Genomic DNA, 15,350 nt, shown 5'->3' on the forward strand with positions numbered 1-15,350 from the left:
AGAAACCGTGCGCGCCCGGCACCCGAGGTGGGGTGCCGGACGCGCACGGTCGTCTGCTCGGGATCTAGGCGTCGCGGCGGTTCACGGTGAACAGGGCGAGTCCGAAGATCACCGCGACGAAGGCCGTGAAGTACACCAGGCTGCCCCACGGTCCCCAGTGGAAATCGACGCCCTGCGGCGCGCCGAGGAAGTTGTTCGCGTTCATGAAGGGGAGGAACGGCTTGATGTTCTCACCGACCCGCCCGAACAGGCTGAACAGGTTCTCGATCATCAGCGGCCAGAGCAGCAGCAGCGCGATGGCACCGGCCGACTGCCGGAGCAGGGTGCCGACCGCGACGGCGAGCACCACGCAGAGGAAGGCGTAGATCGGCACGCCGTAGATCGACCGCCATGCCTCGCTGCCGGACAGCTTCAGTGCAGCACCCGCATCGGATCCCGCCGTCGCCTTGGCGATCGCGTACGCACCGAAGGTGAGCACGAAGGTGAGCAGCGCGCCGAAGCCGCCGATCAGACCTGCCTTGGTGATCAGCACCGAATCGCGCTTCGGCACGGCCTGGAAGGTGGTGCGGATGATGCCGAACCGGTACTCGCTCGTCACCGCGAGTGCCGCGAGGATCATCAGGACCAGCACGCCGAACCCGGACACCCCGCCGACCGCGTCCGCCAGCGTGGGCAGGAAGGGCTCGAAGTCCGGCTTGTCCCCTTGCGCGATCTGGTCGTTGAACTGGTTCAGGCTGGCCTTGGACGTCACCCCGATCACAGCGGCCAGGCCGAGGCCGAGCGCGATGATCGCGACGGTGCACCACCACGGCGACCGGGTCGAGGTGAGCTTGATCCGTTCTGCGTTCACGACACCCATCAGAGCGCCCCTCCCATCACGTCGTCGACGCCTGCAGCGTGGTACTGCACATCGTCACCCGTCAGTTTCATGAAGGCGTCCTCCAGGGACCCCTGCTGGGCGGCCAACTCGTGCAGCACGATGCCCTGGCCGCCTGCGATCTGCCCGACGACGTCGGTGGTCGACTCGAGCACGATGAGCGCGCCGCCGAGCTCGGAGGTGCCGTCCTCCCGGACCGTGAGCCCCTGCGAGGTCAGTGCGCTGCGCAGCGCGTCCAGCTGGGGGCTACGCACCCGCACGGTCGATTCGGACGAGCGGTCGACGAACTGCTTGACGGTCGTGTCGGAGATCAACCGTCCCCGGCCGATCACCACGAGATGCTCTGCGGTGAGAGCCATCTCGGAGAGAAGATGGCTGGACACCAGCACCGTGCGGCCCTCTGCCGCCAAGCGCTGCATGAACTTTCGGATCCAGACGATGCCCTCGGGGTCGAGCCCGTTGACGGGCTCGTCGAAGAGCAGGACCTTCGGGTCACCGAGCAGGGTGGCCGCCAGTCCGAGCCGCTGCGACATGCCGAGCGAGAACCCGCCTGCCTTCTTGCCCGCGACCTCGGTCAGGCCGACCAGCCGCAGCACCTCGTCGACGCGGGACATCGGGATCCCGTTCGACGCCGCCATCCACTGCAGGTGGGCCTTCGCGGACCTGTTGGGGTGCACCCACTTCGCGTCCAGCAGCGCGCCGACGGTCCGGAGCGGCTGCTTCAGGTCGTGGTACGGCTTGCCGTCGATCAACGCGGTTCCTGCGGTCGGCTTGTCCAGGCCGAGGATCATCCGCATCGTCGTGGACTTGCCTGCACCGTTCGGTCCGAGGAATCCGGTCACCATGCCGGGCTTTACCGTGAAGGTCAGGTCATCGACCGCCTTCGTGGGCCCGAACTCTTTCGTCAAACCCCTCACTTCAATCATGACGAGAAGGATTCCTCAGTCCGGGCCCCCGCACATCGCCCGCAGGTCGCGTCCCGTGTCATACCTAGGGATGACCCCGACCCTGAGAGGGCGTGGCGGTCGTCGGGGTCAGAGATCCGGTCCCCGACACGCGTCAGCGCGCGACGCTGAGCTGTTCGAGCCGGGCCACCGCAGCCTCCGCCACCGCCAGTGCGACCTCGGCGCTGTCCATCCGGTCGCCCTTCTCGACGGTCGACCAGTTCCGGCCGTGCGCATAGGCGCTGAGAAGGTTCCACTGGGTGGGCACCTCCGTCGCCGGGTCAGGGCCGCCGAGCGCATCCTGTCGCATGAGCAGGCCCGCCTGGGCGACGATGAAGCTGTCCGAGTCGATGGTTCGGAAGCTGCGCTCGCTCAGGCCGGGCCGCACTGTCCTGGCGGCGGCCAACAGCTCCGCACCTCGCGCGTCGGCGGCGGCGCACTCCCGTAATCCGGCCCGGCTCGTCTCCAGGTACTGACGGCGGTATACCTGGTCACGGTAGCCGAACTGCAATGTGCGATAGCGCTGTTCGTCGATCGGGCCAGCCATGAGCCACAGCGCGGTCGCCGCGGTCGTGACGGCTGAGCGGATCAGGGTCGGGTGCGCGAACTCGTGCGGGTCGGTGCCCCGGCCTGCCAGGTCCAGATGGTCGAGAGCGCTGCGGATGAGCTGGACGACGGTGCTGTGGAGCGAGAGGCCAGACGCACGCAGCATCCGGTCCGCGACCTCGGCGTCCGAGCCCGGCGCGGTCTCGATGCGGCCCAGCCGGCGCGTCAATTCAACGGCCGCCGTCGACATGGTGATCGCCTCCTAGAGGTCGGGCGACGACGCCTGTGCCCAGAACCGCTTCGGGATCCGTCCGGCGCGGCGGGCCAGGTACCCGGCGGTCACCGCGGACGCCATCGCCGATGCCATCAGCGCCGGAACCTTGGCCCTGGTCACCGCGGTCGCGAGGAGAACCGCGTCGCAGCCGAGCTCCATGGCCAGCGCGGCGTCGCTCGCGGTGCCGATGCCCGCGTCGAGGATCACCGGGACCCCTGCGGCCGCCACGATCATCTCGATGTTGTGCGGGTTCGAGATGCCGAGGCCGGTACCGATCGGCGCGCCGAGCGGCATCACCGCCGCGCACCCGACGTCCTCGAGCCGCCGGGCCAGCACCGGATCGTCGGTGGTGTACGGCAGCACGGTGAAGCCATCGTCGACGAGTTGTTCTGCGGCGGAAACCAATTCGATGGCATCGGGCAGAAGGGTGCGCTCGTCGGCGATGACCTCCAGCTTCACCCAGTCGGTCTCCAGCGCCTCCCGGCCGAGCTGTGCGGTGAGCACCGCCTCGGCCGCGCCGCGGCAGCCGGCGGTGTTGGGCAGCGGGGCGATGTCCAGCTTGCGCAGCAGGTCGAGCACCCCGGTACCGCCTGCCGCGTCGACGCGCCGCATCGCCACGGTGGTCAGCTCCGTGCCGGACGCGACGAGCGCCTCCTCCAGCACCGCGAGGTTCGCCGCGCCGCCGGTCCCCATGATCAGCCGGGAGCCGAAGCTGCGGCCGGCGATGGTCAGCCGGTCGGCGGCGAGCGGGTCAGCCACCCTGCACCGCCGTCAGGATCTCGATCTCCCAGCCCTTGCCGACCGGGGTGTCCCAGGACGCCCGCGGGAACACCGCGCCGTCCACCGCGACCGCGATGCCCTTGCTGGGCAGGCCGAGGTGCTCCAGCAGCTGGGCCACGGTCAGCGGCTCGGACAGCTGATGGTCCTCGCCGTTGACGGTGATCCCGATGTTCACCGGTGTGTTCGTCATCGAGTCCTCACTCATCGTTGAAGGTGAATCGTTCCGGGGAGGCGCTCTTCGCCTCCGCCAAGGGTGCGCCGTCGAGCTCGGCGACCACCGCGTCCGCGGTCAGCGGGGTCAGCAGCACGCCGTTGCGTCCGTGCCCGGTGGCCAGCACCACCCGGTCCGAGACCCGGCCGATGATCGGCAGGTTGTCGGGGCTCATCGGGCGCAGTCCGGCGGCGCACTCGTGCAGCTCGTACTCCCCGATGCTCGGCATCAGCGTCTGCGCATCGGCGATCAGGTCGCGGACCCCGGCGACGGTGACCTGGGTGTCGTCCCCCGACTCGTGCTGGGTCGCGCCGACCACCAGGCCGTCGCCGCGCGGCACCAGGTACACCGGACGCCCGTGCACGCTGCCGCGGACGGTCATCGTCGGGGCGGGCGCCACCCCCGGCCTGCGGTGCAGCCGCAGGATCTCGCCCTTGACCGGCCGGACCGGCAGCCCGGGCCACAATCGCGTGGACGCGGTACCGGCGGACACCACCACCTGGTCGGCGACGACCGCGGCGGGGTCGGTGACCGCCTCGGCGACGAACTCCACCCCCGACGAGACACAGGCCGACCGCAGCGCCGCGATCAGCGCACGGTTGTCGACGGCGGACTCGGTGGCCGCGAGCAGGGCCAGGCGGATGTTCGGGGCCAGCGACGGCTGGGCGGCACGGATCTGCGCGCGCGAGAGCAGTTCCAGCTCGTAGCCCTGGCCTGCGATCCACTCGGCCACGGTCCGCAGGTCCGCGGCATCGGCCGCGTCGAGCGCGACGGTGAGCGAGCCATGGGAGGTGAACAGCGTCTCGCCGGAGAGCGTCTCGAGCTCGGCGCCGAAGTCGGGCCAGCGGGCCAGTGAGGCGGCCCCGACCTGCAGGACCGCGTCCTCGCCCGGCCAGCCCTCCGACAGCGGCGCCAGCATCCCGCCCGCAACCCACGACGCCCCCGATGCGGGTGCCGGATCGTGGACGGTGACGCTCCAGCCGGCCTTGGCGGCACGCCACGCGATCGACAGACCGATCGCGCCGCCGCCGATCACCGCGACAGATCTGCTCACAACTCCACCTCACTCCCTGCGCCGGCATGATCCGGGTCAGGTATGACGGTCGGGGCTCGCGGCCCCCTCTCAGCCCCGCGCTCGCCGGGACTCCCGTGTCACTTCTCTCTGCGTAGAGACTACCGTTGAGAGCGTGCACCCCTCGCATTCCGGCAGGCACCTCACCCCTCGAGAACGCCTCGCGACCGCCCGTCTGTATCTCTGTACCGATGCCCGACGCGACACGGGCGACCTCGCGAAGTTCGCCGAGGCCGCGCTGTCCGGCGGCGTGGACATCATCCAGCTACGCGACAAGGGGTCGGCGGGCGAGCAAAAGCTCGGCCCGATGGAGACCCAGGAGGAGCTGGGCGCGCTGGCCGAACTCGGCGCGGCCGCCCGCAGGCACGGCGCGCTGCTCGCCGTGAACGACCGCGCGGACCTGGCGCTGGCCGCGGGCGCCGACGTCCTGCACCTGGGCCAGGGCGACCTGCCGGTGCACTACGCCCGCCGGATCCTCGGGCCCAACGTGGTGATCGGCCGCTCGACGCACAGCCGCGCGCAGGCACAGCTCGCCTCCATCGAGGACGACGTCGACTACTTCTGCACCGGGCCGGTGTGGGCCACCCCGACCAAGCCGGGCCGGACCGCCTCGGGCATCGAGCTGGTCCGCTCGACCGCCGACTCGCACCCGACCCGCCCGTGGTTCGCGATCGGCGGCATCGACGAGGAGCGGCTGCCCGAGATCCTCGACGCCGGGGCCGAGCGCATCGTGGTGGTGCGTGCGATCACCGAGGCGCGCGACCCGCAGGCGGCGGCCCGTTCGCTGGCCGACACCCTGGCCCGAAACGCCGCCAGCCGCTAGCGGCGCGGCGGGGATTCAGTCCAGCCACCCCAGCACGGTCGAAGGCGACAGCTGCACGACCGTCTCCGGCAGGCGCTCGCGCAGCCCACGGTCCGCGGTGACCACGGCGGTCAGATGTTCGTCGACGCCCCCGAAGGCCGGGTGCCCGACACCGCCGCCCGCGGCCACCGCCAGCTCCGTGCCCGCACCAGCCAACAAGGCCAGCTCGTCGTCCCCGCTGCCCGCGGCGACGTGCACGGGAACCCGGGCGTCCACCGCGCCGACGGCGCGCGCCTGCCCCTCGAGGACCGCCTCGATCCGCGGCAGCCAGCCGAATCCGCCGTCCGGCAGCTCGATGGTGCGGGGCAGGGTCGCGGCCAGCGCGGCGAGCAGCTCCCCCGTCGCCCCCGCCCGATCCCGCCACCAGCCGTTCGGCCGCGAACCCAGCACGTTCGCGGTGTCCAGCAGCAGCCGGACCGGCGTGCTCCGCAACTGCGGCCAGCTCGCCGCGAAACCCGGGTGCAGCAGCAATCCCGACACCTGGTCCTCGGGCACCCAGCGCAGTTCCGTGCTCTCACCGTTCGGCACCGTCGTGAGCGGTCCGGCCGCGTCGGCGATCACCGTGGTGTAGGTCCAGCCGCTGCTGGCGCGCGCGGTCACCCGTTCGGCACGGACCCGCAGTTCGCAGCCGGGGATGCCGGCCTCCTCCTCGGCCTCGCGGACGGCGGCGTGCACCGTCGACTCGTGGCTGTCGCGGGCCCCGCCGGGCAGCGCCCAGGTGCCGCCCTGATGACTCCACTGGGCGCGGTGCTGCAGGAGCACGGTCGGGGTTCCGTCGGCCGCGGGCGCGCGCAGCAGCAGCCCCGCAGCGCCGAACTTGCCCCAATGCCGAATTCCGTCTTCGCTCTTGGCCCAGCCGTCCCCGTCACCGCGCATCGACTTCGTTCACCTGCCCCACATCCGGCCACGTCGCACCCCACGCGGTCCCTCGCGCCTCGTCAACTCGTTCTCGACCGAACTTAGGCCAGTCACGCACAACAAAGCTCAGTTACTGCTTATATGCTCCCCCTTGACTGGCATCCGGGCCAGCTGGGAAGGGTGCGTGGTGGCCGTTCGGGAAGCACCGTCGACGGAACCGCTCGGCGATGATCTCGCGCCGCGGTCCGGCGGGCCCTCCGATACCCAGGGCCGATACAGCCGTCTGTCCGAGTTCCTCAGGACGACTCCCGCCAAGCTGCTCGCACTCGGGACCGCGCTGATCGTGGTGGCGCTGGTCGCGGGCACCGTCGCCGCGATCCAGGTCGCGGACCGGCAGCGCACCCTCGACACGCTGCTCAACCAGGTCGAGCCCCAGGCGAACGCCACCCAGAACCTCTACAGCTCGCTCTCCATCGCGGACGCCGCGGCCACCACCGCGTTCATCTTCGGTGGCATCGAACCGGTCGCGGTCCGCGACCGGTACACCCAGTCGATCGGCGAGGCGGCCGCCGACCTGATCGGCGCGGCGAGCGGCATCGTCGAGACGAACGCCGAGGGTCAGCGACTGCTCACCGAGCTGTCCACCGGGCTGCCGGTCTACACGGGCCTGATCGAGACGGCCCGTTCCTACAACCGCAGCGGCTACCCCGTCGGCACCGCCTACCTGCGCGAGGCCTCGTCCATGATGCAGACGACCCTGCTCCCGATCGCCGAGGAGCTGCACGGCCAACAGGCGGAGGCCGTTGTGCAGAACCAGGACGAGTTCGCCACCCCGCCCTGGCTGGCGATCGGGCTGCTCCTGCTGTCGCTGATCTCCCTCGTGGTCGGCCTGGTCCTGCTCGCCGGATGGACCAGGCGGATGCTGAACCCGGGTCTGATCCTGTCCGCCGTCGCGATCGCGGCGCTGCTGGGGTGGCTGCTGATCGCCGGGCTGATCTCCTCGACGTCGACCGGACGGGCCCTCGAGCAGGGCGCCCGCCCGCTGATGCAGCTGACCACCGGGCGCATCCTCGCCCAGCAGGCAAGGGCCGACGAGACCCTCGGCCTGGTTCGCCGCGACGTGAAGGGCGGCTATGCGGCGGCGTTCGGCACGCACCTGACGCGCCTCGAGGAGATCCTGGCCGGCTATCCGAACAACGGCCGCGTGAAGGTGGCCACCGATCTGGTCGACGAGGCCGCCGAGGCAGGGAAGGACTGGTCCGCCGCCCACGAGCGGGTTCAGCACCTGCTCGACAACGGCGACTGGGGTGGGGCCGCGGCCGTGGTCACCGGCCCCGGCGCGGAGGACTCGACGGCACACTTCACCCGGGCCGACGCCGCACTCGACGACGCCATCGTCGCGACCCGCAGCGAGCTGCGCGCCGATGTCGACCGCGCCCACTCGACCCTGCGCGGCCTCGGCTCCGGTGCGCTCGTGCTCTCCGCCGTGGCAGCGGCAGGCGTCGGGGTCGGCCTCTGGCCACGGCTTCGGGAGTACCAGTGACGAGACCCGCATCCGTGTCGGCCGAGCGGCGCCCGACGCGACCGAGGTGGCGGGCCACCGGGGCCGCCCTGCTCGTCGCCGCATCCCTGATCACCGCAGGCTGCACGCAGGCCGAGCCGAGCATCGTCGCGGACACGGGCGGCTACACCGAGCCTCCCCTGCCCGAGGGGGCCACGATCGCGCCGCCGCCGACGGGACCGCCGACGAACGAGGCGAGCTGCGGGGATCCAACCGCGAGCCTGCGTCCCTTCCCCGGCGTCGCGCCCGAGTCGCCGCCGAGCACCTCCCTCGCCGAGATCCGCGCCAGGGGAAGGCTCATCGTCGGGCTCGACACCGGCAGCAATCTGTTCAGCTTCCGCGATCCGGCGACGGGCGCCATCGAGGGCTTCGACGCGGACATCGCGCGCGAACTGGCACGCGACCTGGTCGGCGACCCGAACCGGGTGGAGTTCCGGATCCTGCCCTCCGCGGGCCGCATCCCGGCGCTGATGAACAGCACGGTCGATGCGGTGGTCAAGACGATGACGATCACCTGCGAGCGCCGCGAGAAGGTGGACTTCTCCACGGTGTACTTCCAGGCCCAGCAGCGGGTGCTGGCGGTCAAGGGGTCCGGCATCAGCGGCGCAGCCGACCTGGCAGGCAAGCGCGTCTGTGCGGCCGAGGGCACCACCTCCGTCGGTCGCATCCAGCAGGTGCAGCCCGAGGCGACCGTGGTCACGGTCCCGAACTGGGGCGACTGCCTGGTGGTACTGCAGCAGCGCCAGGTCGACGCGGTGAGCACCGACGACTCGATCCTGGCCGGCCTCGCGGCCCAGGACCCGTACCTGGAGATCGTGGGCGAGAGCCTGAGCTCGGAGCCGTATGGGATCGGGATCAACAAGTCCGACGACGACCTGGTACGGATGGTCAACGGCAGCCTGGAGCGGATGCGACGGGACGGCACCTGGAATCGGATCTACGATCGGTGGCTGAGAGTACTCGGGCCGTCGCCGGGCCCACCGGTCCCGCACTACCTGGACTGAAAGCGGAGACAATGGCTGGAACGCAAGGAGATCCGGGTCCGGAGCCGTCGGTCCCGGAGCCGCCGTCCGCGTCGACCGAGCGGTCCGAACGGACCCAGGCCTCGATGCCGGAACCGTCCGGCCGCACCCAGGCCTCCGCACCGGAAACCTCAGGCAGCACCCAGGCCTCCGCACCGGAAGCCACCGGCCGCACCCGGGCGACGGCTCCGGAATCGTCCGCGCCCGCCCGCACCACCGGGCGCGGGAGTCGCTCGCAACGGTCGCGCACGAGCGTGCGCCGCCGCCTCGGCGGCGGGCTGGTCGAGGTCCCGCCGGTCACCGCCGTCGAGCCCGCCAACGCGATGATGGTCGATCCCGTCGTGCCGGAGAACAAGCGGTTCTGCTGGAAATGTGGGAAGCCGGTCGGCCGCAAGGGTCCCTCCGGCCAAGGGGCGTCCGCGGGTACCTGTCCCTCCTGCGGCACCATCTTCGACTTCACCCCGCTGCTCGGTCCCGGCGACCTGGTCGGCGGTCAGTACGAGGTGCAGGGTTGCATCGCGCACGGCGGTCTCGGCTGGATCTACCTCGCGATCGACCGCAACGTCAGCGACCGCTGGGTGGTGCTCAAGGGCCTGCTGCACTTCGGGGACGCCGAGGCGCAGGCCGTCGCGCTCGCCGAGCGGCAGTTCCTGGCAGAGGTGGCGCACCCGAGCATCGTGAAGATCTTCAACTTCGTCGAGCATCCGCGGCCCGACGGCAGCCCGATGGGGTACATCGTCATGGAGTATGTCGCCGGGCATTCGCTCCGCGATGTACTCAGCACTCACAAACGGCCGGAACGGATTCCGGTCGAACAGGCCATCGCGTACGTGCTCGAGATCCTGCCCGCGCTCGAGTACCTGCATTCGGTTGGCCTGGTCTACAACGACCTCAAGCCGGAGAACATCATGATCACCGACGATCAGCTCAAGCTGATCGACCTCGGTGCCGTCGCGGGCATCGAGGACTACGGCTACCTCTACGGCACTCCCGGCTACCAGGCGCCGGAGATTCTCAGGACCGGCCCGACGGTCGCCTCCGACATCTACACGGTCGGCCGGACCCTCGCCGTCCTGTGCCTCCAGATGCCCTCCGCCAACGGCAAATACCTCGACGGACTGCCCGGCCCCGAGCAGGCACCGCTGCTCGGCGAGTACGAGTCCTTCCGTCGATTGCTGCTGCGGGCAACCGCGGCCGATCCCGACCACCGGTTCCGCTCCGCCGAGGAGATGTCCAGCCAGCTCACCGGGGTGCTCCGCGAGATCCTGGCGCAGCAGACCGACGAGGAGCGGCCCGGGCTCTCCGAACTGTTCAGCCCGCAGCGCACCACCTTCGGTACCGACGAGGCGGTGCGGCAGACCGATGTCTATGTCGACGGCCGCACGCACGAGCCGACCATGTCGGGGCGCGACATCACGGCCGCGCTCGCCGTTCCGCTGATCAACCCGTCCGACCCGAGCGCCGCCCTGCTGGCCGCCGCGGTGCACGCGGAACCGGATCAGACCCTGGACGCCATCCGTCACGCCAGGGCGAACGGACTCGAGCGAACGGTGGACGGCCGCCCGGGGTTCACCGCCGAGATCGCACTGGCGGAGGCGAAGGCCCACCTCGACCTCGGCGACGCGACGGAGGCGTCTCGGGTGCTCGGTTCGCTCAATGCGGCAAAGGGATCGAACTGGAGGGTCGACTGGTACAGCGGGATGGCCTCCCTCCTCGGCGCGGAGTACGAGCAGGCGATGAGCCAGTTCGAGTCCGTCCTCGAGGCGCTGCCCGGCGAGATGGCCCCGAAGCTGGCGTTGGCCGCCACCGCGGAACTCATTCTCCAGCACTGGGACACCGATCAGCCCGAGCAGTGGCGCGGGTTCGCCGAGAAGTACTACCGAACGGTGTGGCGCACGGACCGCAGCATGGTCAGCGCCGCCTTCGGGCTCGCCAGGCAACTGGCCGACCGGGGTGACACCACCGGTGCGATCGCGGCCCTCGATCAGGTGCCGCCGAGCTCACGGCATTTCAACGTCGCCCGGATGACCTCGGTGCTCACGCTGCTCTCGGGCGCACCCATCGAGGAGATCGGCGAGACCGCGATCCGGGAGGCGGCGCGCCGGGTGAACGCGTTGCCGCCCAACGAGGGTCGGGCGCTGCAGATGCGCACGCTTGTGCTCGGCACCGCGCTGGACTGGGTGCTGCTCGGCCACGTCGCGAAATCCGAACAAGAACCGATCCTCGGGGTGGCCTTCACCGAGCGGGGACTGCGCGCGGGCACCGAGGCCGGGCTGCGGGCCCTCGCGCGCAACGCCGAGGACCGCAGACACCGGTACGCACTCGTGGACCTCGCCAACTCGATCCGGCCCAAGAGCCTGATCTGAGCGGACACCGCACGGTCCGATGTGAGCGTGGCGTGAGGCGAGATGCCCTTGCCCGGCGGAAGAACTGGGCTTGTCTATGGTCCAGTTCTTACTGCGGTGAAGGGCATCTCGTAGATGCGAGCTACTCACAAAGTCGCTGCTGTTTTCGATGACCCCAACCTCGTGTCGGCCGCTGACTGGTTTGCCTCCGCACGGTGGGCGGTGGCAGTTCCGATCCTGTCGGGAGCGTCGGGTCACAGTTCGGATCGTGGGGGTCGAAACTGGCGCCCACTGCTAATTCGCCCCGCCAGTCAGCAGTTCCAAGACTGTGGAACTGACGGGTCGCGCCATCTGCGGTTCCCATATCTATTCTGAAACCGACATTGGCTGCCCGGCGAACCAGCCTTCCGGTTGGTGAGTCGCCCCAGCGTTCCTGGCTCTAGATCCGGGCAGGCTCGGGGTCGTGCAGTTGTTCGAGGAATGCACTCAATGACCGTGCCAGTCGGCCGTTGTCGTCGGCGAACCGGTCCAGGCCGCCGGCCGCGATGGCGCGGGTCATCTTCTGATGGGTAGCGAGTCCTCGCCTGGTGGGGAAGACGAGTACGCGCCGGCGGTCGGTGTCGTCGACTTTGCGGTGCACGAGGTTGTCGGCGATCATCGCGTCGATCAGCCGGGTCAGACTGGCCCCGGTGAGCTGTGTTGCGTCGGCGAGTTGCGCCATCGGGTGGCCGACCGAGTCCGCCACGGCGACAAGTACATGCCAGCGGGCGGTCGAGGTTTCTCCGAGGCAGGTTGAGATGGACCGTTCCAGTTCTTGTGAGGCTTGCCTCACCAGTCGCGTCAACTCCTCGAGCGCGGTGGCACCGGTGCTATTGTCCACAAAGACACTATACAGCGCCGTATGGGATTGTTTCAGATAGAAATATATGGCGGCGGTGAATCCCATGACGAATTCGATCTCGGCTTTCGGTCGCACTCGACAGAGCATCGACATTGCGCTGGTCGTGCCACGCAGCGGTGCGGCTGGAATGTTCGGCCCGTCCTGCGAGGCATCCGCGGACCTGGCCGTCGCAGCCATCAATGCGGCACGTGGCATTCTTGACCGGCCCGTGAGGCTGCACCCTGTCGACGCCGGGGCGCCGCTGCCGGTATTGGCGGCGCAAATCGACGCGATGGTCAGCTCCGGGTCCGTTGACGGCGTCGTCGGCTGGCATTTGTCCAATGCTCGCAAGGTGATCACACCGACGACCGCGGGTCGGGTACCGTACGTTTACACCACCTTCTACGAGGGCGGCGAGGATTCCGACGGTGTCTACATGGTCGGCGAGACGCCGGAGCAGCAGTTGTTCCCGGCAATGAGCTGGCTGCGCACCGAACTGGGAATCCGCCGCTGGTGCCTGGTCGGCAACGACTATGTGTGGCCACGGGAAACAGCAAGGACAACACGGGACTTCGCCTGCTCAACCAGCATGGACATCGTCGGGGAATCGTTCGTCCCGCTCGGTGGACGCGACTTCGCCGCGGCGCTCGAGATGGTTCGGCGCTCGCGGGCACAGGGAGTGTTGTTGTTGATGGTCGGCGCCGACTGTGCCGCCTTCAACGATGCGTTCGCACAGGCCGGCCTCGACGAGGACCGCATCCGGTTGAGCATGATGATCGGCGAGGACGTGCTCTACTCGGGCGGCCCGGACAGCACACGCGGATTATTCACCGCCAGTGGCTACTTCGAGGGCCTGATCTCGTCGGCAGGCATGGATTTCGGTGCCCGCTACCTCGAACACCACGGTCCGGCGGCGCCCGCGCTGAACAACATCGGCGAATCCTGTTACGAGGGGATCCTGCTGTTCGCGGCCTTGGCACAGGCTGCCCGGAGCCTCGACCTGCGTGCGATCGAACGCCATGCCCCCTCCGTTACCTACGGCGGTCCGCGGGGTGAGGTCCGGGTACGCGGAACCCACACCACCCAGCCCGTCTATCTCGCCGCCGCGGACGAACTCGAGTTCAACGTTCTCGCCGAATTGACCTGAGACTCTCCGATGTAAGCCCAAGTCGTTCACCCCGGGGAGAACAGGCAGCCGTGACGTAACAGTCCCGGCCAGGTCGGATGAACGACCTGGCCGGGACGTCCACGGCAATCACACGACGCTTTGCGCCTTCCGAAGGCCGAGTCCGTCAGCGTCGACGGCATTCTCGTAGGACGCGGATTGGCACTGCTCGTGACAGTTCTTCGTGAGTGTGCAGGTGAGCGAGGAGATCGGTCCGCCGTGGAACGGGCAGTCGTGCACCATGTCGGGGAGTTCGTAACGCTTACCGTCCACGATGTCGAGGAGGGTCTGCCCGGCCCACAGTGGTTCCTTCTCGATCTCTTCACGGAGCGGGTTCGGCCGGGCCAGGTAGTACTTGCCGCCGGTAAGGACCGCGATGAGCGGGGTCAGGACCAGTGCGATCGTCAGAGCCAGGTAGGGCGACCACGCCTGCAGGAAGGCGCCGAAGGCTCCGAAGTAGGCGACGATCGAGACCGATGATGCGACCAGCATCGAAACGAATCCGACCGGGTTGATCGGATAGAGGTACGCCCGCTTGAACTCGATGTAGGGCGGGCTGATCTTGAGAATCCCCTTGTTGATGACGAGATCCGCGACGATGGCCCCGATCCAGGCGATGGCCACGTTGGAGTAGAACCCCAGGATCGTGTTCAGGACGGTGAACATGTTCGCCAGCATCAGTGTCAGCGCGATCGCGATGTGCAGGGCGAGCCAGACGACCCGACCGGGATGGACATGGAGAACGCGGCTGAAGAAGTTCGACCACGACAGCGAACCCGAGTAGGCGTTGGTGACGTTGATCTTGATCTGGGAGAGCAGCACCATGACGGTGGCGATCGCGAGTGCCACGGTGGGGTTGTGGATCATCGTGCTGTAGCTGCCGAGGAACTGCTCGATCGGCTCGGTGGCCCGGGTGAAGCCCACTTCTCCAGCGATGTAGAACGCGAGGAACGCTCCGCAGATCTGCTTGGCGGCACCGAGAATCACCCATCCGGGGCCGGCAGCGAGTACGGCTGCCCACCATCGCAGCGGCGGTGTCTCCGACTTTTCGGGCATGAATCGCAGGTAGTCGACCTGCTCGCCGATCTGTGCGATCAGGGACAGTGCAACGCCTGCGCCCGCGCCGACCGCGACTGCAGTGACCCGTTCACTGCCGCCGTCTCCGGCCCACGAGAGGAACCCATCGAAGCCGCTCGGGTCGGTGATCGCGATCATCACCAGCGGTGCGGCGAAGAGGATCAGCCACAACGGTTGTGTCCATACCTGGAATTTCGCCAGGGCAGACATGCCGTACAGAACGAGCGGAATGATGATGAGGGAGCCGATCAGGTAGCCGACCGGCAGCGGCATGTCGAAGGCCAAATGCATCGCCTGGGCCATGATCGCACCCTCGAGCGCGAAGAAGATGAAGCAGAAGCTGGCGTAGACCAGGCTGGTCAGAGTGGACCCGAAGTAGCCGAACCCGGCACCGCGGGTGAGTAGGTCCATGTCGAGGTTGTACTTCGCGGCGTAGTACGCGATCGGGATACCGGTCAGGAAGATGGTGACCGCAGCGACGAGGATCGCCACGATCGCGCTGGCGGCGCCGTGGCTGACTGCGATCGATGCGCCGATCGAGTAGTCGGCGAGATACGCGATGCCTCCGAGTGCGGTCACGGAACAGGCCATCGGACTCCAGCGGCGGAACGACTTCGGCGCGTAGCGCAGCGAGTAGTCCTCGATGTTGTCCTTCGCAGCCCAGTCCCGGAACCTGGACCAGGCTGTTCGTGTGCCCGTATCCACCGGTTGATGTCCGACGGGTGTTGGCGAGACGGTGCTCATCTGCGTCCTCTCTTGCTGTCGAAGCTGCGGAGTGTCCACGAGCTGCAGTAGGCAAGACGCTAAGGCCAATAGGCCCAAATGGAACTACTCCAGATGAAAATTAACGGGACCGCCACAAGGCGCTGCGCACGT

General features: G+C 68.9%; 14 protein-coding genes and 1 riboswitch. Of the genes, 5 read left to right on the plus strand and 9 right to left on the minus strand.

The features are described 5' to 3' along the window. Positions 1-64 precede the first annotated feature (64 nt). The 6 genes from BR31_RS0112600 to thiO form a co-directional block, all read right to left on the minus strand. A complete protein-coding gene (locus BR31_RS0112600; protein WP_027501289.1) occupies positions 65-859 on the minus strand; it encodes an ABC transporter permease in 795 nt (264 codons plus the stop codon). Further along, positions 859-1,803, minus strand: a complete 945-nt coding sequence (locus tag BR31_RS0112605) for an ABC transporter ATP-binding protein (protein WP_027501290.1) — start codon at positions 1,801-1,803, stop codon at positions 859-861. Before BR31_RS0112605 ends, BR31_RS0112600 begins: the two co-directional genes overlap by 1 nt. A 133-nt stretch (positions 1,804-1,936) precedes the next feature. Next, positions 1,937-2,617: a hypothetical protein gene (locus BR31_RS0112610; protein WP_027501291.1), complete on the minus strand. Its 681-nt coding sequence runs from the start codon at positions 2,615-2,617 to the stop codon at positions 1,937-1,939. Between the two features lie 12 nt (positions 2,618-2,629). Further along, complete coding sequence (locus BR31_RS0112615; protein WP_027501292.1) at positions 2,630-3,400, minus strand: thiazole synthase; 771 nt, start codon at positions 3,398-3,400, stop codon at positions 2,630-2,632. Next, positions 3,393-3,611 carry a sulfur carrier protein ThiS gene (thiS, locus tag BR31_RS0112620; RefSeq protein WP_027501293.1) on the minus strand — a complete coding sequence of 73 codons (219 nt, stop codon included), beginning with the start codon at positions 3,609-3,611 and terminating at the stop codon, positions 3,393-3,395. Before thiS ends, BR31_RS0112615 begins: the two co-directional genes overlap by 8 nt. Positions 3,612-3,618: 7 nt before the next feature. Then, positions 3,619-4,686 (minus strand): glycine oxidase ThiO, encoded by a 1,068-nt coding sequence (gene thiO / locus BR31_RS0112625; RefSeq protein WP_027501294.1) that lies wholly within the window; start codon positions 4,684-4,686, stop codon positions 3,619-3,621. Beyond that, a riboswitch (TPP riboswitch) is annotated at positions 4,683-4,793 on the minus strand. Its footprint overlaps the gene before it by 4 nt. A gap of 26 nt (positions 4,794-4,819) precedes the next feature. Between thiO and thiE the strand changes: the two genes are divergently transcribed. Then, positions 4,820-5,527, plus strand: a complete 708-nt coding sequence (gene thiE / locus BR31_RS0112630; RefSeq protein ID WP_027501295.1) for a thiamine phosphate synthase — start codon at positions 4,820-4,822, stop codon at positions 5,525-5,527. A 15-nt stretch (positions 5,528-5,542) separates the two neighbouring features. Here thiE and BR31_RS0112635 read toward each other — a convergent pair whose 3' ends face one another. Next, positions 5,543-6,442 (minus strand): NUDIX domain-containing protein, encoded by a 900-nt coding sequence (locus BR31_RS0112635; protein WP_027501296.1) that lies wholly within the window; start codon positions 6,440-6,442, stop codon positions 5,543-5,545. A 169-nt stretch (positions 6,443-6,611) separates the two neighbouring features. Here BR31_RS0112635 and BR31_RS32210 point away from each other — a divergent pair, with 169 nt between their 5' ends. Genes BR31_RS32210 through BR31_RS0112650 form a run of 3 tightly spaced genes read left to right on the plus strand, consistent with a single transcriptional unit; the run spans position 6,612 to position 11,373 of the window. Continuing rightward, positions 6,612-7,967: a hypothetical protein gene (locus tag BR31_RS32210; protein WP_027501297.1), complete on the plus strand. Its 1,356-nt coding sequence runs from the start codon at positions 6,612-6,614 to the stop codon at positions 7,965-7,967. Between the two features lie 14 nt (positions 7,968-7,981). After that, positions 7,982-8,989 (plus strand): glutamate ABC transporter substrate-binding protein, encoded by a 1,008-nt coding sequence (locus BR31_RS32215; RefSeq protein ID WP_051637346.1) that lies wholly within the window; start codon positions 7,982-7,984, stop codon positions 8,987-8,989. 11 nt (positions 8,990-9,000) lie between these two features. Then, the gene (locus BR31_RS0112650) at positions 9,001-11,373 is read left to right on the plus strand and encodes a serine/threonine-protein kinase (protein WP_081830440.1); all 2,373 of its coding nucleotides are present in this window, start codon (positions 9,001-9,003) and stop codon (positions 11,371-11,373) included. A 418-nt stretch (positions 11,374-11,791) separates the two neighbouring features. Here the strand turns inward: BR31_RS0112650 and BR31_RS31065 are convergent, their stop codons facing one another. Then, positions 11,792-12,430: a MarR family winged helix-turn-helix transcriptional regulator gene (locus BR31_RS31065; RefSeq protein ID WP_231496462.1), complete on the minus strand. Its 639-nt coding sequence runs from the start codon at positions 12,428-12,430 to the stop codon at positions 11,792-11,794. Between BR31_RS31065 and BR31_RS0112660 the strand changes: the two genes are divergently transcribed. Next, entirely contained in the window at positions 12,357-13,379 is a 1,023-nt protein-coding gene (locus tag BR31_RS0112660) for a substrate-binding domain-containing protein (RefSeq protein WP_231496463.1), read from the plus strand. The genes BR31_RS31065 and BR31_RS0112660 overlap by 74 nt on opposite strands. Before the next feature lie 108 nt (positions 13,380-13,487). Here BR31_RS0112660 and BR31_RS28400 read toward each other — a convergent pair whose 3' ends face one another. Further along, a complete protein-coding gene (locus BR31_RS28400) occupies positions 13,488-15,179 on the minus strand; it encodes a purine-cytosine permease family protein (protein ID WP_156042458.1) in 1,692 nt (563 codons plus the stop codon). Positions 15,180-15,350 lie beyond the last annotated feature (171 nt).

Origin of the sequence: Rhodococcus sp. UNC363MFTsu5.1, assembly GCF_000686785.1 — a bacterium.
Taxonomy (GTDB): domain Bacteria; phylum Actinomycetota; class Actinomycetes; order Mycobacteriales; family Mycobacteriaceae; genus Rhodococcus_G; species Rhodococcus_G maanshanensis.

Bases quoted from the DNA above. Each gene is read 5' to 3' on its own strand.
- BR31_RS0112600 (WP_027501289.1), bottom strand. From the start codon at position 859: ATGGGTGTCGTGAACGCAGAACGGATCAAGCTCACCTCGACCCGGTCG.
- BR31_RS0112605 (WP_027501290.1), bottom strand. From the start codon at position 1,803: ATGATTGAAGTGAGGGGTTTGACGAAAGAGTTCGGGCCCACGAAGGCG.
- BR31_RS0112610 (WP_027501291.1), bottom strand. From the start codon at position 2,617: ATGTCGACGGCGGCCGTTGAATTGACGCGCCGGCTGGGCCGCATCGAG.
- thiS (WP_027501293.1), bottom strand. From the start codon at position 3,611: ATGACGAACACACCGGTGAACATCGGGATCACCGTCAACGGCGAGGAC.
- BR31_RS0112635 (WP_027501296.1), bottom strand. From the start codon at position 6,442: ATGCGCGGTGACGGGGACGGCTGGGCCAAGAGCGAAGACGGAATTCGG.
- BR31_RS0112650 (WP_081830440.1), top strand. From the start codon at position 9,001: ATGGCTGGAACGCAAGGAGATCCGGGTCCGGAGCCGTCGGTCCCGGAG.
- BR31_RS31065 (WP_231496462.1), bottom strand. From the start codon at position 12,430: ATGGCTGCGACGGCCAGGTCCGCGGATGCCTCGCAGGACGGGCCGAAC.